The organism is Psychromonas sp. MB-3u-54, from assembly GCF_002836415.1.
In the GTDB taxonomy this organism is placed as follows: domain Bacteria; phylum Pseudomonadota; class Gammaproteobacteria; order Enterobacterales; family Psychromonadaceae; genus Psychromonas.
Genome location: NZ_PJBP01000176.1, coordinates 18,113 through 38,119 on the forward strand (window position 1 = coordinate 18,113; position 20,007 = coordinate 38,119).

Sequence of the window (20,007 nt, forward strand, 5' to 3'; positions counted from 1 at the left end):
GCGTTTTTTTATAGGCGTTATATTCGCAAATTTTCCTGATATTTTTTACAGGCTCGGCAGCAAACCTTTCGGGATCAGTTTGTTATGCATAGCTTCAATTAACAACTGATTTGAGTGTTTAATATCGGGTGCAAAATATCTGTCTTTATCATAAAAATCAACACGCTCCCGTAATTCAGCCTTCGCTGTTTCTATTAACGCGGAGGATGTTAACGGGGCTCTAAAATCCAGTCCCTGGGCGGCGGCTAATAACTCCACTGCTAAAATTCCACGGGTATTTTCAGCCATATCTTTTAAGCGCCGACCGGCAAAGGTTGCCATTGAAACGTGATCTTCCTGATTTGCCGATGTTGGCAGGCTGTCCACACAAGCCGGGTGAGCGAGTGATTTGTTTTCGCTGGCAAGGGCTGCAGCCGTTACCTGTGCAATCATAAAGCCGGAGTTAACGCCGCCGTTGTTGACTAAAAATGGCGGTAATTTACTTAAGCCACTATCGATTAACAAGGCCATACGGCGTTCAGATAAACTGCCAATTTCAGCAATGGCTAAGGCTAAATTGTCACTGGCCATGGCAATCGGCTCGGCATGAAAATTACCAGCAGAAATAATGTCGCCGTCCTCGGCAAAGACCAAAGGATTATCCGAGACAGAGTTTGCTTCAATTTCATAAATAGCAGCAGAATTACGAATTTGCTGTAAACATGCGCCCATTACCTGCGGCTGACAGCGCAGAGAATAGGGATCTTGTACTTTTTCACAAGCCGTATGTGAATTACTTATTTCACTGTGTGTATCAAGTATATGACGATAGATTAAGGCTGAATCTATTTGTGATTGATGGCCGCGTACTTGATGTACTCGAGGATCAAAGGGCTGCCGGCTGCCTAATGCTGCATCGACCGTCATTGCCCCGCACAAGGTCGCTGAAGCAAACAGATCCTCAGCGGCAAACAGGCCTTCTAAACCAAAGGCGCAGGATGCCTGAGTACCGTTTAATAATGCGAGTCCTTCTTTGGGGGCCAAAGTAATAGGCTGCATAGCGGCAACTTGTAACGCTTTGGCACCGGAAATTATTTCCCCCTGGTAACGTGCCTCACCTTCACCTAATAAAACCGTGCTCATGTGCGCTAGAGGGGCTAAATCACCCGATGCGCCCACTGAACCTTTCTTCGGCACACAGGGATAAATCTGTGCGTTTACCAGGGTCATTAATGCTTCAATAACAGATAAACGAATGCCTGAAAAACCCCGTGCCAGGCTGTTGATTTTTAAGACCATCATCATGCGCACGGTTTCATCACTCATCAATTCGCCGATACCGGCCGCATGTGAAAGGACAATACTGCGCTGCAGTGTTTCTAAGTCTTCCGGTGCAATACGGGTATTGGCCAGCAACCCAAAACCGGTATTGATACCATAAGCGACCCGATTTTCTGCAATCACTTGATTGACAACTTGTGTACTGGCATGAATTGCCTCGATACAACTTGGGGCTAAATTGACTTTAAGCGCATGACGGCTGATTTTACGCAGTTGAGAAAGTTTCAATTGGCCCGGTTTAATCTGTAATTCGTACATCGTTTTCTCCGCAGTCATGATCGCTTAGATGGCGAATCATGACAAATAATAGTTAGTTTAATGTGTTTTGCTATTCAATATTCAGCTATTCAATATCCAGCATGGGCAAATCAAGGTGCTGCTCGCGTGCACATTTCTTCGCTATCTCGTAACCCGCATCGGCATGACGCATCACCCCCGTGGCGGGATCGTTTCTTAATACCCGGCTGACACGCTGGTGGGCATCGTCGGTACCATCACAGACAACGACCATGCCCGAATGTTGGGAAAAGCCCATACCGACACCGCCACCATGATGCAGTGATACCCAAGTGGCACCACTGGCAGTGTTTAATAAAGCGTTTAATAACGGCCAGTCTGACACCGCATCGGAGCCATCGAGCATGCCTTCGGTCTCGCGGTTTGGGCTGGCGACTGAGCCTGAGTCGAGGTGATCACGGCCAATCACAATCGGGGCTTTGAGCTCGCCATTTTTAACCATTTCATTAAATGCCAGTCCCAGACGCTGCCGATCTTTTAAACCGACCCAGCAAATACGTGCCGGTAAACCTTGAAATTGAATGTGTTCCCGTGCCATGTCCAGCCAGTTGTGCAGCTCCGGGTTATCGGGAATAAGATCTTTTACTTTCTGATCTGTTTTGTAAATATCTTCTGGATCGCCAGACAACGCAACCCAGCGGAAAGGACCAATACCTTCACAAAATAGCGGACGGATATAAGCCGGTACAAATCCCGGAAAATCAAAGGCGTTTGTAACTCCTTCTTCAAGCGCCATTTGCCGGATATTATTGCCGTAATCAACCGTTGCCGAGCCCGCAGACTGCAGATTCAGCATCGCCTTAACTTGTACTGCCATGGATTGTTTAGCGGCGTTAACTACCGCAGCTTCGTCGATTTCACGCATTTTCGCCGCGTATTCCATGGTCCAATTTTGTGGCAGATAACCGTTTAAGGGATCGTGTGCCGAGGTTTGGTCAGTGACCACATCCGGGGTTATTTGACGTTTAACCAGCTCCGGGAAAATATCCGCGGCATTGGCAAGCAGCGCAATTGAAGTGGGTTTTTTATCCGCTTTTGCCTGTTCAATCATGGTTAATGCCTGATCCAACGAAGTCGCTTTTTGATCCACATAACCTGTCCGTAAACGGTAATCAATGCGCGACTCATCACATTCTACGGCCAGCATTGAAAAGCCCGCCATAGTGGCAGCAAGGGGTTGGGCACCGCCCATGCCCCCTAAACCACCGGTTAATATCCAGCGACCGCTGGCGCTGCCGGAAAAATGTTTTTTCGCCATCGCCACAAAAGTCTCATAGGTACCTTGCACAATGCCTTGAGAGCCGATGTAAATCCAAGAGCCCGCGGTCATTTGTCCGTACATCATTAAACCCTGTTTATCGAGTTTGTTGAAGTGTTCCCAGTTTGCCCAGTGGGGGACGAGGTTTGAATTGGCAATCAGTACCCGTGGCGCATTTTCATGGGTTTGAAAGACACCGACGGGTTTACCTGACTGGACTAATAAGGTTTCGTCATTCTCTAAACGTTGCAGTACTTCGACAATCTTGTCATAGGACTGCCAATCACGTGCAGCGCGGCCAATACCACCATATACAACCAGGGCATGCGGGTGCTCTGCCACGTCCGGGTGAAGGTTATTCATTAACATTCTAAGGGGCGCTTCCGTTAGCCATGATTTAGCATTCAATTTTGTACCCTGTGGTGCAATAATGGTGCGCGAAGTATCTAAACGCTTATCGGTCATTTTTTTTTCCTCGTAATAGTAATACCAAATCCATTAATTTTCTGTTCATTTATGCTGGTTAAAATACACGCTAGCTTCGTTATTGATTTTATAATTAGAACAACTAGTTACTGCAATCAATGTCTTGCTTTCATGCATTTTTCCGGCGCCTAAATAGACCACCTATTTAGTGGAATTGGTATGAATTATCCCTTCACAAACAGACGGGTGTGGGTCTAACTATGTTTAAACATGGCATGGGAGATATCCCAGACCAGTCGCGCCGCTAATCTGGCGGTTTGCTGGTCGATATCAAATGCCGGATTATATTCTGCCAAATCCGCTAACAGCAGTTTTGCTTTACCCTTATTATTGCTTGCCTCAAAAATCGGCTGCAGCAAGCGCTCGACCGTCTCATAAGAAAGTCCTCTTGCAGCGGGCGCGCTGACACCGGGCGCTATGCCCGCAGAGAAAACATCCAGATCAATGGTCAGATAAAGGTAATCAACTTGCGCTATAAAGCGGGTTAACTCAGAGATTCTTTTTTCCATCAGGTGGCTTGCAAGCTGGTTATCTTCGCGGTAAAAAACCTTCAGACTGTCGGCACAGGAAAATAATGCTTGAGTATTACTTGCTCTGCAGACGCCTAAACAGGCGTAATTAAATGCCCAGCCCAGGTCCTTGCAAAAATCGGCTATCTGGCGAAAAGGGGTACCGGAACTCCCCGAATATTGCGCGCTGTCTTGTGCATAGGATCGCAGGTCAAAATGCGCATCAAAGTTGACTATGCCTATTTTAGGCGAGCTGCTATTTGTTTCCTGCAGGTGCGCGGCGAGTCCTCGAAAAGAGCCCCAGGCGATTTCATGACCACCACCCAATACTATTACTTTATGCTCCTGCTTGAGCGCAATTTGTACCTGTTTGGCCAGTGTTTGCTGGCTTTCTTCAAGGTTTTTCCCATGGCAAAAAACATTACCAGCATCGTAGAAGGACGCTTTCCCCGAGTCCGTTTGCTGATGCCATGCGCTGTTGGCCAATGCTCGACGAATCAGATCCGGCGCATCAAATGCACCTGTTCGTCCTTTGTTGCGTTTGACACCTTGATCGCAGCAAAAACCCAACAGAGTAATGCCGGAAGCATCCTGCTCCGATGCCGTAAGGCTGACCATATGGTGAAAACGTTTACCGCTCGCGCCATCTTCTGCGTCTGTTCTTCCCTGCCATATGTTTTCTGCTGTCGGCTGGTGCAGGTGATGATGATTAACTTTATCAGTCATTGCATAACCCTCCATTAATGATCCGTGCTGCCAGCAGGCCAGTGCCTATTTCATAGGCCAGTTGTGCCGGGTGCTCGATATTCCAAAGACACAAATCTGCTTCAAAACCCACTTTGATTTGACCGCGCTGCTGCGCTAAACCTAATGCTTTTGCCGCATGACAAGTGACACCGCGCAGGGCCTCTTCCGGTGTTAAATCAAAGAGCGTACAGCCCATATTCATGATCATTAAAAGGGATGCTATCGGGGAGGTGCCGGGATTAAAATCCGTGGCTAATGCCATTGGTACTTTGTACGCGCGCAGTAATTCGACAGGCGGTAATTGTGTTTCCCTTAAAAAGTAAAAAGCGCCGGGTAATAAGGTCGCCACCGTACCGCTTTCGGCAAGGGCTTTAACGCCGGTTTCATCAAGGTATTCAATATGATCCACCGAGCTTGCGCCCATTCTTGCGGCTAATGCGCTGCCGCCTGAATTGCTTAACTGCTCGGTATGCCCCTTGATGCCCAGACCAAAAGATAACGCCGCCCTAAAAACCCGTTCTGTTTGCTGTAGGTTAAAACCAATGCCTTCACAGAATACATCCACATAATCAACTAGTTGCGCGTCAACTGCCGCCGGAATAATAGTATTGCACACATAATCAATATAACGATCCGGGGAGTCTTTAAACTCCGGCGGCACAGCATGTGCAGCCAGAAGCGTGGTGGACACTTTAATCTTGGCCTGTTGTTCAACCTGCTTGGCGACACGCAGTATTTTTAATTCACTTTCAAGGTCGAGACCGTAACCCGATTTTATTTCAACCGTAGTGACGCCGTCTTTAATCAAACCAGAAAGGTGCTGCAGGGCTTTTGCTAACAGTTGTGCTTCCGTGGCTTTCCGTGTGGCGTTAACCGTGGTCATGATTCCGCCGCCTTGACGGGCAATTTCTTGATAGGGCACGCCGGTTAAGCGTTGCTCAAATTCATGGGCGCGATTACCGGCAAAAACCAGGTGGGTATGGCAATCGATAAACCCCGGGGTGAGCAGTTTGTTTTCGCAGTCGAACTGTTTACCCGATGACAACAGCGGGCAGGATGCCATTCCACCTATCTGTGCGATTTTACCGTTAATGATATTAATAAAATGATTAGCTTTAAGCTGGTAACCCGTGTCGTTCGTTTCCATGGTGACAAGGGTGGCATTGGTTAACAGTAAATTCATTTTATTCCCGCTTGTTTAAATGTATATACAATTACATTAGCAGTTAAAAAATAAAGCGCAAGCATTATGTTAATAATTTGTGGTTTTGAGCTGCGAGTTTCGAGCTACGAGCTACGAGCTTCGAGCTTCGAGTTTTGAGCTGCGAGCTTTGAGTTTCGAGCTGCGACTCATCGCTGACGGCTGACGGCTGACGGCTGACAGCAGACAGCAGACAGCAGACAGCTGAAGGCCGGCGGCTCGTGCCCCGTAGCTCGCAACTCGCTGCTTAGCATTTAGATCTTAGTCTTTAAGGTCAATTTATATTTATCGGCCGGGTGATACAGCAGGGCGACACTGATCAGATTCTGTTTGCTCCAGGTTCGACGGTTTAAAAGCAGGCAGGGTTGGTGAGTTGATAAGTGCAAATGTCCCTGAATGCGTTTATTAACCATCACGGCTTCAACGCTATGCTCTATCGAGCTTAAGGGGCAATTTTTTGTCAGGTATTCGTTGGGTGTCGAACGGTTGAAATCCTGTTTGATATAATCAGGCGCAAACGATGGGTTTACCCAACGCATCTCCAGCTGCAGCGGGCTGTCATCCTCCAGGTGGATAATCTCACTAAAGTAGATTGGCGTATCAAGAGGCACCCCTAAACGTATTGCCGTTTGCGGATCAGCATGCAGGGTTAATTGAGTCAGCACCTGACTGCTGTATTGTTTGCCGCGCTGGCGGATTTCATCGGCTATATTACGAATGTCTATTAATGGGGATTCCATTTTGTTCTGGCAGACAAAAGTGCCAACCCGCGCCGTTCGTTTTAACAATCCTGCCGTCACTAAATCTCGAATCGCTTTATTGACTGTCATACGGCTGACCCCAAACTGCTCAGTTAACGCCATCTCAGTTGGGATTTTACTGCCTACCGGCCAGACATTACTGCTGATCTTTTCGTTTATAAATTCTCTGATTTGGATATAACGTGGTGATTTACCCATGCATTTACCTTATTGTTAATTGACTATACAAATACTCCCTTTTTTATCAGAATAAATCAAGTGATAAATAATTAAAGTCACTTAGTTGAAAACAGTAAGTTGGCGCTGAACTTTATGCGCACCGGTATACTGGTATAATAGATATTGATAGGAAGCGAGCATAATAACGGTTCGAATTTAAATTCATTTCTATATTGCTGTGTTCCCAAGCAGATAAATACGCATTCACCTTTAATCCCTAGGATAAAATAATGAAGTACTACAACAAGCTTTCTGAGCATTATAAAAAAATTGCCAATTTTGAGCATCTCGCTGCAATAGGTGGCTGGGATCAGGCGGTAATGATGCCTGCGGGAGGCAATGAATCTCGCGCGCAGGCAATGGCTGAACTCTCTGTTCATATCCATCAGTTATCAACGTCGGAGCATCTTGGCGAGTTATTTGCTGATGCTGAATCGGAAAATCTCGGTGAACTTGAGTCCGCGAGTTTGCGTGAAATGAAAGCATCATGGCAAAAAACGACGGTGCTGCCGCAACGTTTGGTACAGGCTAAATCATTAGCCGGTTCTAAATGCGGGCACGCCTGGCGTACGCAACGCGGCGAAAATGATTGGCAGGGATTTTCCAAAAACTTTGCCGAGGTGGTGTTGTTATCTAAAGAAGAGGCGTCGATTCGAGCGGATGCCGCTAATAAAACCCCCTATGATGCCATGCTGGATTTGTATGAACCCGGTACTACCAGCGAGCAGCTGGATGGTCTTTTTGGAAATTTAAAAACCTGGTTACCTGATTTAACCCGGAAAATACAGCAGCGCCAAAGCAGCCAGAAGTTTATCAAACCGACGGAAATTTATACAACCAAGCAGCAGAATGCGCTTGGCCTGGATATTATGAAATTGCTTGATTTTGATTTTAATCACGGGCGATTAGATATCAGTGCGCACCCGTTCTGCGGTGGAACCAGTCAGGATGTACGGATAACAACACGTTATGATGAAACGGATTTTGTACAATCTTTGATGGGTATTGTCCATGAAACCGGGCATGCCCGTTATGAGCAGGGATTACCAAAAATCCTCACGGGGCTGCCGGTCGGTGAAGCGCGTTCGATGGGGATCCATGAATCTCAAAGTTTATTTTTTGAAATGCAGTTGGGTCGCAGTAAGGAATTTATTGATCAACTTGTGCCCTTGGCTTTAAAACATTTTCCGAATAATAATCCCGCCGTCTTCGAGACCGCTAATCTGCAGAAAATATATACGCGTGTTAACCCCGGATTAATTCGTGTTGATGCCGATGAGGTCACGTATCCTGCCCATGTTATGTTACGTTATGAAATAGAACGTGATTTAATGAACGGCAATATTAATTATACGGATATCCCGGAATTATGGGATCTTAAAATGCAGCAATATTTAGGTCTTTCAACTGCGGGTAACTACAAAAATGGCTGTATGCAGGATATCCACTGGACAGATGGCGCGTTTGGATATTTTCCCAGTTATACCCTGGGCGCCATGTACGCTGCGCAGTTTATGACCGCGATGAAAAAACAGGTGGACGTTAATGCCTGCCTGAGAGAACAAAAATTAACGCCTATTTTCAATTGGTTAAATAAAAACATTTGGAGCAAAGCGAGTTTGTTACCAACCGATCAGTTAGTTAAACAAGCAACAGGTGAAACCCTTAACCCCGCTTTATACGGGAAACATCTACAGCAAAGATATTTAAGTTAAAATTTTCAATTTATGCGGTTTATGCATAGATAATATGATTAAATTTCATTTTTTTCATAAATTGTTTTGACCTAAAATATCTATTCTTTAAAGCATCTTTATTATTTACGGAGTATCTCTATGTTTAAAGCACTTATCCTGAATCAGCAAGACAAAAAAACCACTGCAGAAATTTGCCAAATTGATGAATCTCAGTTACCTGAAGGAGAAGTCTTGATTGATGTTGATTATTCATCATTAAACTATAAAGATGGTTTAGCTATTACCGGCAAAGGAAGAGTTGTTCGTCAATTTCCTATGGTACCGGGTATCGATTTAGCCGGTCAGGTGGTCGAATCTAAGGATGGGCGTTACCAGGCAGGAGATAATGTTGTATTAACAGGTTGGGGCGTTGGTGAAGGTCATTGGGGCGGCATGGCAGAGAAAGCGAGTTTACAAGCTGATTGGTTAGTCCCTCTTCCGCAGGGCATGACCGGCAAACAAGCGATGATGATTGGCACCGCCGGCTTAACCGCTATGTTATGCGTACAAGCATTAATTGATGCGGGCATTAAACCTGAAAGCGGTGAAATATTAGTGACCGGTGCGAGCGGTGGTGTGGGCTCGGTTGCCGTGACGTTATTAGCTAAGCTGGGTTATCGTGCCGTCGCCGTGACCGGCAGAGTGGAAGAAAATGGTGAGTTGTTAAAACAACTGGGTGCCAGCCGTGTTATACCGCGTTCTGAACTTGAAGAGCCGATCCGTCCATTAGACAAACAGTTATGGGCCGGGGCCGTGGATACCGCCGGCAGTAAAATACTGGCTAAAGTGCTGTCACAAATTAATTATGACGGTGCGGTTGCGGCATGTGGTTTAGCCAACGGTTTTGATTTGCCAACCACCGTTATGCCCTTTATTTTACGTGGTGTTAAATTATTAGGTGTTGATTCGGTTTCCTGCCCCTATGCGCGCCGTATGGCCGCATGGAAACGTATCGCTGAAATCTTGCCAGCCAGTTATTACCAGCAGGCCTGCCACGAAATCGATTTAGAACAAGCAGCAGAATATGCTGAAGCTATCACCAATGGACAAGTGACCGGTCGCACAGTCATCAAGCTGTAAAGACTATAGTGCTTAAGCAATAATAATGAGCCTGCTGCTGCAGGCTTTTTTTAATCAATCCAATCCCATCGCATTTATCCGCTGCTCAATTAACTTACTGCATTCTTCTTTTAATATCCGGCGCAGCCAAATTTGTGCTTGAGAATATTCAGAACGAGGATGCCAGATAAGTGAATATTCAAAAGGTTTAAAATCAAAAGGCAGGGGTTTTACAATCAAGTCATATTTTTCTGCCACTAAATAGGCCAGATCTGCAGGCACGGTAATCAGCAGCGGCATACTGTCAACAATAGCTAAGGCCGTTTCTAAATGAGATGCCCGTAGAATCGTGTTTTGCTTTTGATGTCCACTGAGTGCTTCATCAAGCAGTGCTTTAACACCATCACTAATAGCAATTAAGGCATGCGGATAGGTAAGATAATTTTCCAGAGTTAATATTTTATCGGCAAGGGGATGAGACTTTGACAACATACAAAATACGCTGACTAAGCCAAGTTTATCTCGCTGTAACGGAGCAATTGAATAATCCGGATGGCAGATAGCCATATCAACACCTTCACTGGTTAATTGATTGATCATCTGTTTATGTTTAAGAGGTACAAATTCAAGGGATATATTGGGTGCCTCTTGGTAAATACGGGGCAGTGCATAGGGCATTATTGTCTGCAGTGCATAATCAGTCGCGGCGATATTAAAATGCTGCTTACAATTTATTGCTTCAAAATCACCGGGTGATAACAGAGTCCGTAGTGATTGCAGGGGATCATTAAGTGCAAGGTTTAACTCGATAGCGCGTTGTGTTGGCTGCAGATGTTGGCCATTGCGAATAAAAAGCGGATCGCCAAGCAGATCTCTTAACCTTCCTAATATTCGACTCAATGCAGATTGACTCAAATTAAGCCTGACTGCAGCATGACTGACACTGCCTTCTTCAACTAATACCTTTAATGCAATTAAGAGATTTAAGTCTTTGCGGTAAACATCTTCCAGTTCCATATTTTGATCCAGGGTTTCAATCACAGTGGGTTATTATGGATAAGATTAAACATAACTGCTATTTCTTTTCTAATTGGTATTATTTTTTGCTGCCGAGAATGCTGTCCGCACATATATCGAGTTAGGCTTAGCTTTTGGTGAAGGTAAAAAAGGGGGGGGGGGGGGAGGTGATTTAGTTTATGCTCTGTGGTGAAATTATTCACCACAGAGCAACAATGTGCATGCTTTTAATTAACGAATGGCAATAAATAAAGACAGTCCATTGCGGTTTACCTGCAATAAGATATTGTTTTTAGCCATTCCCAGCGCTTTTTTGAAGGATAATAAATCATCAACGCGACGTTTGTTCGCTGCAATGATCAGATCACCTGCCTCCAGTCCACTGTAGGCGGCCGGAGAATTTGCCTGTACTTCGACGACTTTGACACCCTTGCCCTTGTTATTATTGGCAAATGAAGCGCCCGCGAGTAAAGGATGCAATTCTTTGAATGAATCAACCGCACTCAAGGTTTGTGGTTTGCCAATGCCCACATCCACTGTTTTTTTCATGCCATCCCGCAATAAGGTTATTTTGACTGTATCACCGATACTTTTCAGGCCTATTTGACTGCGTAATTGTCCGGTCGACTTGGTTATCTGACCATCAACACCGGTAATAATATCCCCCGCGATTAATCCCGCTTGTTCAGCGGGAGAGCCTTTAGTTACACCGGCAACAAGTACACCCAGTTGACCATTTTTAAGCTCCAGCGCCTCGCCTAAATCGCGCGTAATATCCTGAATAGCAACACCAATCTGACCGCGCTTAACCTCACCGTATTTTGTGATTTGCTGCATGCTCGCTTTAGCCATATTGATTGGAATGGCAAATCCTATTCCTATATTTCCACCTGCCGGCGCAATAATAGCCGTATTGATACCGACCAATTCACCATTCAAATTAACCAGTGCACCTCCGGAATTACCCGGATTAATAGAAGCATCGGTTTGGATAAAGTTTTCATAGCCTTCTATCCCCAAACCACTGCGTCCCAGCGCACTGACAATGCCCGTGGTCACGGTTTGACCTAAACCAAAAGGATTGCCGATGGCAACGACAAAATCACCGACTTCTAACAGAATTGACTCGGATATTGCGATCTGCGTCAGGTTTTTTGCTTTTATTGCCAGTATAGCAATATCCAATTCCGGGTCTGAACCTATTATTTTCGCCTTATAACTGCGTCCGTCGATCAATGAAACCTGCACTTCATCAGCGTCTTTTATTACATGGAAATTGGTCATAATGATGCCATTCTGAGCATTGATTATGACCCCTGAACCTGCACTTTGTTGGCGTTTTTGAGGTGCTTGCTGCTGTAAATTATCCTGCTCAGGGAGTTCAAAAAAGTGCTTGAAAAAAGGGTCGTTTAATAACGGGTTGACTAACGCCTGTTTGGTTGAATAGGTGGAGATATTAACCACTGCAGAATTTATTTTTTTCAACATGGGCGCAAGAGATGGAAAAGGTTTTCCCTGAGCCGTCACATTAGGTATTGCTGCATTTGCGCTGTAACTTAAACTCAGGCAAAGCATCATCACTAATAACAAAGCTGATTTTATCTTCATGTTTTTTCCTTAACAACGTTAATCAAAAAATTTAATGGAAAAGAGAGTGCTTTGAGCACGTTAGTAGCTTACAAAATGGTGCCTTATAGATCAAATTTATTGACCGATAATTACCCTGTTAAGGGAGTAAAGGGCGGCTTAATACTCCAATAATGCAATTTTATTTCGAAGTGTTTCGACTTCTTCCAGTAATTCTAACGCGAGTGCGGCCCCGGCAAGATTAACCCCGAGATCCGATTCGAGTCGTTGTACAATAAGCACACGCCGCAGGCAGTATCCACTAAATTGCCAATGCTGTTGATCGTTTTTCACCGGCTCAATAACCCCCTCTTCTACTAAATTTAAAATCCATTCGGCAGGCTTACCACAGGCATGGCTAAGTTCCTCCAGAGTGAAAATGGTGCCTTTCTCAACAATCAGCCCTGATAATACGGTTTGCTTGATCATGCTCTATACCCCCATTTTAGCTCTTGGGTTAAATGCCATTATTTTTTCCATTTCTTGATAAAGTTTCCTGGCCGACTCACTCGTCGCTGGCGGTGTGACAACACTAAGTATGACGTAAATATCCCCGGCAGGATTACTCGGAATACCTCGGCCTTTTAAGCGCATTTTACTGCCACTGTTTGATCCCGGTGAAATTTTAAGGTCCACCACGCCGGCGGGCGTTGGAAGTTTGACCGTTGCGCCCAGCGCTGCTTCCCAGGGAGTCACCGGCAGTTGCATGTGCAAATCTTGTTGCTCGAGCCTATAAAGGGGGTGAGGGTTAAAATGAACTTCCAGATAAAGATCTCCTTTTTTCCCCTGTCCCATACCGTTCGAGCCTTGTCCGGAAAGACGAATCTGTTGCCCATCTTTGATTCCCTTGGGAATTTTAATATTAAGGGTGCGATTAACTGCTCGTATTGATCCCCGACTATCGGCTTCCTGTGTTTGCAGATTAATGCTACGCGTTGCACCAAAAAAGGCATCTTCTAAGTTAATCGACACTTTGGCATGGTGGTCAGATCCGCGAGTATTAAACTGTGCACTACGGTTAAAATCAGAATGTTGATCTTTATGACCAAAAAACGCTTCAAAAAAATCGCTAAAGGCACCGCCATGGAGATCGTCAAATTCCCCTTTGCTAAACTCAAAACTTGAATCTCTGTCCGCCTGCTGCCAGGATTTTAAATTTGGATCTAAACGGTCGTAGGTGGCGCGTTTTTTGGGATCCCTAAGCACTTCATAGGCTTCGGATACCTCTTTAAAGTTAGCTTCAGCTGCGGGCTCTTTGCTGATATCCGGATGATATTTACGCGCTAATTTTCGGTATGCGCGTTTGATCTCCTCTTTCGACGCATTGCGCTGTAGACCCATTATTTTGTAATAATCCTTATATTCCATGGTCGATCTACCTTATTGAAATTTTATCGATAACATCATTAAAAAAATGGCGTGAAAAATCTCCCCCAGGATGGGAAAGCTTAATTAAAGATTAGTCTGCATAATTTTATAGTCCAGCACAGGCTTATGAGCAAATGACTTGCAGATTCAGGAATCTGGATCTGCAAGTCGTTTGCGTATCTCGATTATAATGTTCCGATCTTTATCAATATTATGATGATTAAGTATCCAATACTGTTGGTATTTTAAAAAATAACAGTGCAGGGCGAGTTATGGATACTAGAATTATAAGTAAGAGATTTTTGGCGGAGAGCTTAAATTCAAGTTCATGAAATCATAATGTAAGGAATTTTATTATGTCCGATTGGAATAATCCGGCGGCCAAAGGAGCCATGTTACATAATTATGTTCAGAAGAGTACCCAGAAGGTAATTGGCTGTTTGGAGCTTTCTTTTGCCGAGTTAGGAAGCTTACGACTGAATATATTGACGCCCGATTTTTTGCTGGTTGCGTTACTTTCTCAACCGGACAGTGAAGGACATAAGGTTTTGCAGGAGTTATTGCCCAATGAAGATGATGCTCCGTTGCGTATCGTTGGTCAGATAAGACAAAACTACCCGCCCGCAAGTAACGTACAGGCAAAGCAAATTCTGGCTTCTCAGGAGATAGTCGAAGTGTTTCGAGTGGCCTACGACGAGGCTAAAAATTTTGGCGATGATTATATTGGTACAGGCACTTTATTTCTTGCTTTTTTTCATAAGGATGCGGGGCCTGTTGCTGATATTTTAAACAATGAAGGTATTCGTGTTGATCAGGCGCGTCAAGCACTAAAGCATATTCGACGGGGGCATCAGCTTAATAGTCAAGATGCAGAAGGAAAACCAGATGTATTGGATATCTACACTAAAGATCTCACCGAGATGGCGCGCAAGGGGGAGTTAGATCCTGTTATCGGTCGGGAGGAGGAGATTGAGTTGATTATTCAAACCTTGTCCCGGCGCAAGAAAAATAACCCCGCCTTGATTGGTGAACCCGGGGTGGGTAAGACGGTCATTGTCGAAGGTTTGGCGCAACGGATTGTGGCTGCAGATGTACCCGATAGCCAGTTAAATAAGCGTTTGCTCGCGCTGGATATGGGAGAGTTAGTGGCTGGGGCTTCGATGCGGGGTGAATTTGAGGAGCGCTTGAAATCTGTACGTGATGCCGTTATTGAGGCGGGGGGCAAGGTTATTCTGTTTATTGATGAATTACATACCGTGGTTGGCGCTAATGCCGGATCCGGTGGTATTGATGCGCCCAGTCTGCTGAAAACCGCGCTGGCTCAAGGAACCCTGCAGGTTATCGGTGCTGACACTTTGGATGAATATCAAAAATATATAGAAGCAGATAAAGCCCTTGAGCGCCGTTTCCATCCTATTTTAGTGCGCGAGCCGAGCATTGATGAAACCATTGCTATTTTGCAGGGGGCAGCCCCGCGTTATGAAAAGCACCATGATGTTCATTATGCGTTATCAGCATTCGAAGCGGCAGCGCGACTTTCTGAGCGTTATATTGCGGATCGCTGTTTACCTGACAAGGCGGTTGATTTGATAGATGAAGCAGGCGCGCGTAAACACCTTCGTCTAACCGCTATTCCTCACAATTTACGGGATCTTGAACGACAGCATCAAGGGTTATTACGCGATAAGACCGGCGCTTTTAATGATCAAAATTTTGAACAGGTAGCTGCAACACAGATGGAGATTTTAAGGATCGATCAAAAGCTTAAAGATGCGCGCAGTGATTGGCAAAAAGGCCAGGCCAAGGAAGATGCGATGGTGACACCGGATGATATTGCTGAAGTAGTGGCGCGCTGGACGGGTATTCCGGTTGCGAGAATGGTTGAATCGGAATCAGAAAAGCTGGCCAGAATGGAAGAAAAACTGCACCAGCGGATCGTAGGCCAGGAGGATGCTGTTCGCGCTGTCGCCGATGCCATTCGTCGTAATCGCGCCGGTATTACATCCAGCCGTCGTCCTATTGGCTCATTTCTTTTTCTCGGTCCTACCGGTGTAGGGAAAACTGAACTCGCCCGCGCCTTGGCAGCTTTTTTATTAGATGATGAAACAAGAATAATCCGTCTGGATATGTCGGAGTACATGGAGAGACACGAAGTCTCTAAAATGATTGGCGCACCGCCGGGGTATATTGGTTATGGTGAAGGAGGGCAATTAACTGAACGTGTACGTCATAACCCCTATACAGTGGTATTGCTGGATGAGATGGAGAAAGCCCACCCTGATGTATTTAATATGTTACTGCAAATTCTTGAAGATGGGCAACTAACGGATGCTAAAGGGCGTAAAGTATCCTTTCGCAATACCGTTATCATAGGCACTTCTAACCTGGGCACCGGGTCACTTTCCCCTGACAAACGACCGATCGGATTTATTCATTCTGATTCGCTAAACTATAAGGAAACCCAAGATTTGGTGATGCACGAAGTTAAGAAATTCTTTAAACCGGAGTTTCTTAACCGGCTTGATGACATTATCGTCTTCCATTATTTAGAAAAAGACCATGTGCACCAGATAGCTGAGATGTTTGTCGCTGAATTAGTCGAACGGATGAAACTGAGGGGAATTGTGCTTGAAGTTGATAATGCAGTGATTGATAAACTCTCGGCAGACGGTTTTGATCCTATTTACGGTGCGCGGCCCTTAAGGCGTGAAGTGGAGCGTCAAATAGAAAATGTATTAGCAATGAAAATTGTGCGCAATGAATTCTCAGATAACTGCCGGGTTGAAGTTAAGATGCAGGATAAGGAGGTTGTTTTTATTACCGAGGAGCAGTGATGGCTAAATAGCGTTGTATTTTTTGTGGTCAATAAAATGACAAACCTTTACGGGTTTGCCATTTTTAACGTATTGAATTTATTGACGTATACCTTCAACATTTAATTCCATGTCCACATAACTTGCCGGACCCATTACCTGAATACCAAAGTCAACTAGCTGTAAACGTGTTGTGCCTTGAAAACCTGTGCGGTATCCGCCCCAGGGATCTTCACCTGCACCAACAAAGTTAGCATCAATAGTAATAGGTTTAGTGATACCGTGCAGTGTCAAATTACCGTTAACAGCTAAACTGCCATCCGTTTTTTCAGTGAATTTTTGGCTGACAAATTTTGCCTCGGAAAATTTACCTGCATTAATAAAGTCGTCACTTTTAATATGTTTGTCACGTTCTGCATGGTTTGAATCGAGGCTGCTGGTATCCACGTTTACGGTTATTTTAGAGGCTGCAATATTCGTTTCATCGTAACTAAATTGACCGTCGAATTTGTTAAAACGACCCTGAATAAAGCTGTAACCTAAGTGGCTTACTTTAAAATTAACGGAAGCGTGTGCTGTGTCAATTTTATAGTCAGCGGCATTGGCGAAGGTTGGCATGAACAGCGCAGTGCTGAGTGCCGCTGCGATTAGTGATTTTTTCATTATTTCATTCCTATTCGAGTTTAAGTTAGAGCATTTTCTTGAGTGTATTATCTTTATTAATAAAGTGATGTTTTAGGGCAGCTAAGGCGTGCAAAGCGGCTAAGCCAATCAATGTAAATGCCAGATAGTAATGAACAACACCGGCAATATCTTCCTGGTTTTCAATCAATGAGCCAAAACCGGGCACGGAAAACCAATTAAATACCGCGATCGCACGACCATCAGCCGTTGAAATCAGATATCCGGCAATAAAAAGACTGAACAATAAAATATAAAGAGCGAAATGGGCTATTTTAGCCGCTTGTATTTCCCACTTTTGACCTTCAATTTCGGGATGGGCAGTTAACAGTTTCCAGACAACCCGCAGCAGAGTCAATGCAAACAAACACAGGCCAACGGATTTATGTATGTGTGGTGCTGTTTTATACCAGTCATTGTAATAGCCCAGATCAACCATCCACAGCCCTAAACTAAATAAACCAATAACCAACAGAGCTGAAACCCAATGCAGGAGTTTAGCGGTGATATTATATTTTGTGACGGTTTGTGACATTTACTGCCCTTTTAAAAGGTGACCTTAACAAAGTGTTAATCAGTTTCATTGTAGATTAACTATTTGATAAGCAAAGATAGAAATGTAGAATAGTTTGTTCAAATATTTTGATGATTTACCTTGTTGATACTTTCATTCTATTGATAATTTAAAGGTCTTAACCGTTAACGGTGCGAATTCACTTTAAGATTCAGTAGCTTATTTAATTAAATCTGACAAATTATGGCATTTCCGGAAAGGAAGTTTGTTGTTCGGATTCAAGCCAGATAGGGTATTTTTTCATTACCGATGTAAATAATGGAGAGTTGATGAAGTCGGCTAACCACACCTTTAGAAACGGGTAGGCACTTTGCTCAAACCAGTCTTTATCAACGCCTGCAAATTGCCGTATAAAAGGGAGGATAGCCATATCGGCCAGGCTGATTTGTTGGCCGAAAAGATAAGGACTATTACTGAGACGATTTTCTAATTGCATTAAAAAGTCTTCCGCATGCTCCCGGTAATAATGCGCCGAATGTTCTGGAAAACGATCCGCATATTTGTATTTATCGAGCCAGTCTTTAAATTCCACATCATTTTCATCAATCAAATTTAGCATTTCAGTTAAATTACCCTGTAACCAGCCGTCTGGATCGCGGCGTGCCAGCGCCCAAACCATAATATCTAAGCTTTCATCAACGACAGTCCCATCGCTTAGTTGTAAAACAGGCACTGTGCCTTTGGATGAAAGCGCTAACATTTCTGCCGGTTTATTTTTAAGTAGTATTTCCCGTAAAAAAACAGATTGTGAACTGACCGTTAAGGCTAAACGGGCACGTATGGCATAGGGGCAACGGCGAAATGAATATAACGTATTGGGCATAAATACCTCGTAATAAATTTGAAGAAAGGTGCGTTATGATCATTTTACGATCATTTTTTATAAAAATAGTCTTGATAGCAAAAGAATTAATGCACTGCTAAAGTATTACTCAGGAAAATCATTATCACTCACGCCGCTGTTAGAGGGAGTCAATAGGACTGTTCACCTTTTTAGTTGTTTGCTATCAGCTGGCAATGTCATTTGGTATCAACGTTTCAGCGCCGAAACGTTGATACTCAAATCACTTCAGAATCATCGAGGCGAGCACCGCTTACATATTGTAAGCGGATTGTTATGTTTTTAACCTTGCCCTAACAAAAGACGCAGATCTATTAATGCCGTGTTGGCACGCGATACATAATCTGCCATCACCAATGAATGGTTTGCTAACAAACCAAAACCACTGCCATTTAAAATAATCGGACTCCATATAACAGCTTGTGTTGATTCTAAGTCTTTAATTATTTTCTTTAAACTGACTTGTGCATTTTTCTTTTCTAAGACATCGGCAAAATCTACCTCGACGGCTTTCAAAAAATGCAAGAGAGCCCAAGTTGCACCGCGACTTTCATAAAATACGTCATCAATTTGAAACCAAGGGGTTTTTATTTGCATTCGCTGTGCTGTTTCGGTTGCAGGATCAGCGCTTAATGCGCTGTTATCATTATCTTGCCCAACACTTGAGCTTAAGCGTTGAGAAAGAGAAGCTAAACGTTTTTCCACGGCACTTAACCAGGCACTTAAATTATCTGCTCTAGTGTAAAATTGTGCATCAGTTTGATTATTTGCAACTAAACGTGTTCGATAATACAGCAGAGAGGCAATAGCTTGGCGGTACTCCTTTTCGGCACTTGGCAACGCCCAGTTTTTGTGCGAAGTATTGATTTTTTCCTGTGCTTTTTCTAAATCGTTATCGCCCGTTGTCTGGGTCGGTGAGCGGCTAAAATCTAAACGCATGGCTAATGATAAATCTCTTATCTGCTCGAGCGCACCATATTCAAAAGCAGGCATATTATCCATGAATAATCCCGGCGGTGTAACATCATTTGAAAAAAATCCGCCAGGCTTTTCAATTAACCAGCTGGTGACATCGATTAAGGTGGTTGTTGTTGTATAACCAGGCACTATTTTATGGTTATTTATTTTGGCTGCTGTCAACGCTTTAGCTTTTACATCATAGGCTGCGGGGGGGAATCCCCACCAAATTGATACTATCCATAGTATCAATGCGATGATTGCAAGGCCGGCGAAAATTCCTTTTTTTACTGAAATAGTCATTTTAGTCCCTAATCTTGATATTCAAAAAATATTTTAAAGGGTTAATTAAGCAATAACAAGCGCTTAAGATTTTAGTGTCTGCTTTAGACAAAGATTAATAATATCAGAAGAATTAATTAAGTGATCAATGATTGCGCAGAAAAAATTAGCTCTAACCTAACAAGGAGGTGAGTTGTATTCGATCGTTATGTTCACTTCACAAAATTGTTCCCTACGATTTTGTATAATTAGAAT

Annotated in this window: 16 protein-coding genes; 3 read left to right on the forward strand and 13 right to left on the reverse strand. The window is 44.1% G+C overall.

Annotated features, from left to right (window positions below; all coding sequences use genetic code 11):
* Positions 1-45: 45 nt before the first annotated feature.
* The 5 genes from hutH to hutC form a co-directional block, all read right to left on the reverse strand.
* The gene (hutH, locus tag CXF72_RS15325; RefSeq protein WP_101040244.1) at positions 46-1,578 is read right to left on the reverse strand and encodes a histidine ammonia-lyase; all 1,533 of its coding nucleotides are present in this window, start codon (positions 1,576-1,578) and stop codon (positions 46-48) included.
* A gap of 85 nt (positions 1,579-1,663) precedes the next feature.
* A complete protein-coding gene (gene hutU / locus CXF72_RS15330; RefSeq protein WP_101040246.1) occupies positions 1,664-3,340 on the reverse strand; it encodes a urocanate hydratase in 1,677 nt (558 codons plus the stop codon).
* A gap of 215 nt (positions 3,341-3,555) precedes the next feature.
* Entirely contained in the window at positions 3,556-4,596 is a 1,041-nt protein-coding gene (gene hutG, locus CXF72_RS15335) for a formimidoylglutamase (protein WP_101040248.1), read from the reverse strand.
* On the reverse strand, positions 4,589-5,800 hold the full coding sequence (gene hutI, locus CXF72_RS15340) for an imidazolonepropionase (RefSeq protein WP_101040250.1): 1,212 nt from the start codon (positions 5,798-5,800) through the stop codon (positions 4,589-4,591). The genes hutG and hutI overlap by 8 nt, the downstream gene beginning before the upstream one ends.
* Before the next feature lie 272 nt (positions 5,801-6,072).
* Positions 6,073-6,777, reverse strand: a complete 705-nt coding sequence (hutC, locus tag CXF72_RS15345) for a histidine utilization repressor (RefSeq protein ID WP_101040252.1) — start codon at positions 6,775-6,777, stop codon at positions 6,073-6,075.
* 251 nt (positions 6,778-7,028) lie between these two features.
* On the opposite strand from hutC, the gene CXF72_RS15350 reads away from it, so the two are divergent.
* Positions 7,029-8,513: a carboxypeptidase M32 gene (locus CXF72_RS15350; RefSeq protein ID WP_101040254.1), complete on the forward strand. Its 1,485-nt coding sequence runs from the start codon at positions 7,029-7,031 to the stop codon at positions 8,511-8,513.
* Positions 8,514-8,633: 120 nt separating this feature from the next.
* Entirely contained in the window at positions 8,634-9,614 is a 981-nt protein-coding gene (gene acuI, locus CXF72_RS15355; RefSeq protein WP_101040256.1) for an acrylyl-CoA reductase (NADPH), read from the forward strand.
* Positions 9,615-9,668: 54 nt separating this feature from the next.
* Here acuI and CXF72_RS15360 read toward each other — a convergent pair whose 3' ends face one another.
* The 4 genes from CXF72_RS15360 to CXF72_RS15375 form a co-directional block, all read right to left on the reverse strand.
* Positions 9,669-10,610: a LysR family transcriptional regulator gene (locus CXF72_RS15360; protein ID WP_101040258.1), complete on the reverse strand. Its 942-nt coding sequence runs from the start codon at positions 10,608-10,610 to the stop codon at positions 9,669-9,671.
* Positions 10,611-10,841: 231 nt separating this feature from the next.
* Complete coding sequence (locus CXF72_RS15365; protein ID WP_101040260.1) at positions 10,842-12,218, reverse strand: Do family serine endopeptidase; 1,377 nt, start codon at positions 12,216-12,218, stop codon at positions 10,842-10,844.
* A gap of 138 nt (positions 12,219-12,356) precedes the next feature.
* Positions 12,357-12,665, reverse strand: a complete 309-nt coding sequence (locus CXF72_RS15370) for a chaperone modulator CbpM (RefSeq protein ID WP_101040262.1) — start codon at positions 12,663-12,665, stop codon at positions 12,357-12,359.
* Positions 12,666-12,668: 3 nt separating this feature from the next.
* Positions 12,669-13,604: a DnaJ C-terminal domain-containing protein gene (locus CXF72_RS15375; RefSeq protein WP_101040264.1), complete on the reverse strand. Its 936-nt coding sequence runs from the start codon at positions 13,602-13,604 to the stop codon at positions 12,669-12,671.
* Positions 13,605-13,960: 356 nt separating this feature from the next.
* On the opposite strand from CXF72_RS15375, the gene CXF72_RS15380 reads away from it, so the two are divergent.
* Positions 13,961-16,438 (forward strand): ATP-dependent Clp protease ATP-binding subunit, encoded by a 2,478-nt coding sequence (locus CXF72_RS15380; RefSeq protein ID WP_101040266.1) that lies wholly within the window; start codon positions 13,961-13,963, stop codon positions 16,436-16,438.
* A gap of 78 nt (positions 16,439-16,516) precedes the next feature.
* Here the strand turns inward: CXF72_RS15380 and CXF72_RS15385 are convergent, their stop codons facing one another.
* The 4 genes from CXF72_RS15385 to CXF72_RS15400 all read right to left on the reverse strand — a co-directional run bounded on the left by CXF72_RS15385 (position 16,517) and on the right by CXF72_RS15400 (position 19,767).
* Positions 16,517-17,080: a YceI family protein gene (locus tag CXF72_RS15385; protein ID WP_101040268.1), complete on the reverse strand. Its 564-nt coding sequence runs from the start codon at positions 17,078-17,080 to the stop codon at positions 16,517-16,519.
* 25 nt (positions 17,081-17,105) lie between these two features.
* Complete coding sequence (locus tag CXF72_RS15390) at positions 17,106-17,633, reverse strand: cytochrome b (protein ID WP_101040270.1); 528 nt, start codon at positions 17,631-17,633, stop codon at positions 17,106-17,108.
* A gap of 220 nt (positions 17,634-17,853) precedes the next feature.
* On the reverse strand, positions 17,854-18,495 hold the full coding sequence (locus CXF72_RS15395) for a glutathione S-transferase (RefSeq protein ID WP_101040272.1): 642 nt from the start codon (positions 18,493-18,495) through the stop codon (positions 17,854-17,856).
* A gap of 300 nt (positions 18,496-18,795) precedes the next feature.
* Positions 18,796-19,767, reverse strand: coding sequence for a DUF2333 family protein (locus tag CXF72_RS15400; RefSeq protein ID WP_442966050.1), 972 nt, complete (start codon positions 19,765-19,767; stop codon positions 18,796-18,798).
* Between the last annotated feature and the right edge of the window lie 240 nt (positions 19,768-20,007).

Bases quoted from the DNA above. Each gene is read 5' to 3' on its own strand.
- CXF72_RS15365 (WP_101040260.1), bottom strand. From the start codon at position 12,218: ATGAAGATAAAATCAGCTTTGTTATTAGTGATGATGCTTTGCCTGAGT.
- hutU (WP_101040246.1), bottom strand. From the start codon at position 3,340: ATGACCGATAAGCGTTTAGATACTTCGCGCACCATTATTGCACCACAG.
- CXF72_RS15350 (WP_101040254.1), top strand. From the start codon at position 7,029: ATGAAGTACTACAACAAGCTTTCTGAGCATTATAAAAAAATTGCCAAT.
- hutC (WP_101040252.1), bottom strand. From the start codon at position 6,777: ATGGGTAAATCACCACGTTATATCCAAATCAGAGAATTTATAAACGAA.
- CXF72_RS15360 (WP_101040258.1), bottom strand. From the start codon at position 10,610: ATGGAACTGGAAGATGTTTACCGCAAAGACTTAAATCTCTTAATTGCA.
- CXF72_RS15390 (WP_101040270.1), bottom strand. From the start codon at position 17,633: ATGTCACAAACCGTCACAAAATATAATATCACCGCTAAACTCCTGCAT.
- CXF72_RS15375 (WP_101040264.1), bottom strand. From the start codon at position 13,604: ATGGAATATAAGGATTATTACAAAATAATGGGTCTACAGCGCAATGCG.
- CXF72_RS15380 (WP_101040266.1), top strand. From the start codon at position 13,961: ATGTCCGATTGGAATAATCCGGCGGCCAAAGGAGCCATGTTACATAAT.
- hutI (WP_101040250.1), bottom strand. From the start codon at position 5,800: ATGAATTTACTGTTAACCAATGCCACCCTTGTCACCATGGAAACGAAC.
- CXF72_RS15395 (WP_101040272.1), bottom strand. From the start codon at position 18,495: ATGCCCAATACGTTATATTCATTTCGCCGTTGCCCCTATGCCATACGT.
- CXF72_RS15385 (WP_101040268.1), bottom strand. From the start codon at position 17,080: ATGAAAAAATCACTAATCGCAGCGGCACTCAGCACTGCGCTGTTCATG.
- acuI (WP_101040256.1), top strand. From the start codon at position 8,634: ATGTTTAAAGCACTTATCCTGAATCAGCAAGACAAAAAAACCACTGCA.
- CXF72_RS15370 (WP_101040262.1), bottom strand. From the start codon at position 12,665: ATGATCAAGCAAACCGTATTATCAGGGCTGATTGTTGAGAAAGGCACC.
- hutG (WP_101040248.1), bottom strand. From the start codon at position 4,596: ATGACTGATAAAGTTAATCATCATCACCTGCACCAGCCGACAGCAGAA.
- hutH (WP_101040244.1), bottom strand. From the start codon at position 1,578: ATGTACGAATTACAGATTAAACCGGGCCAATTGAAACTTTCTCAACTG.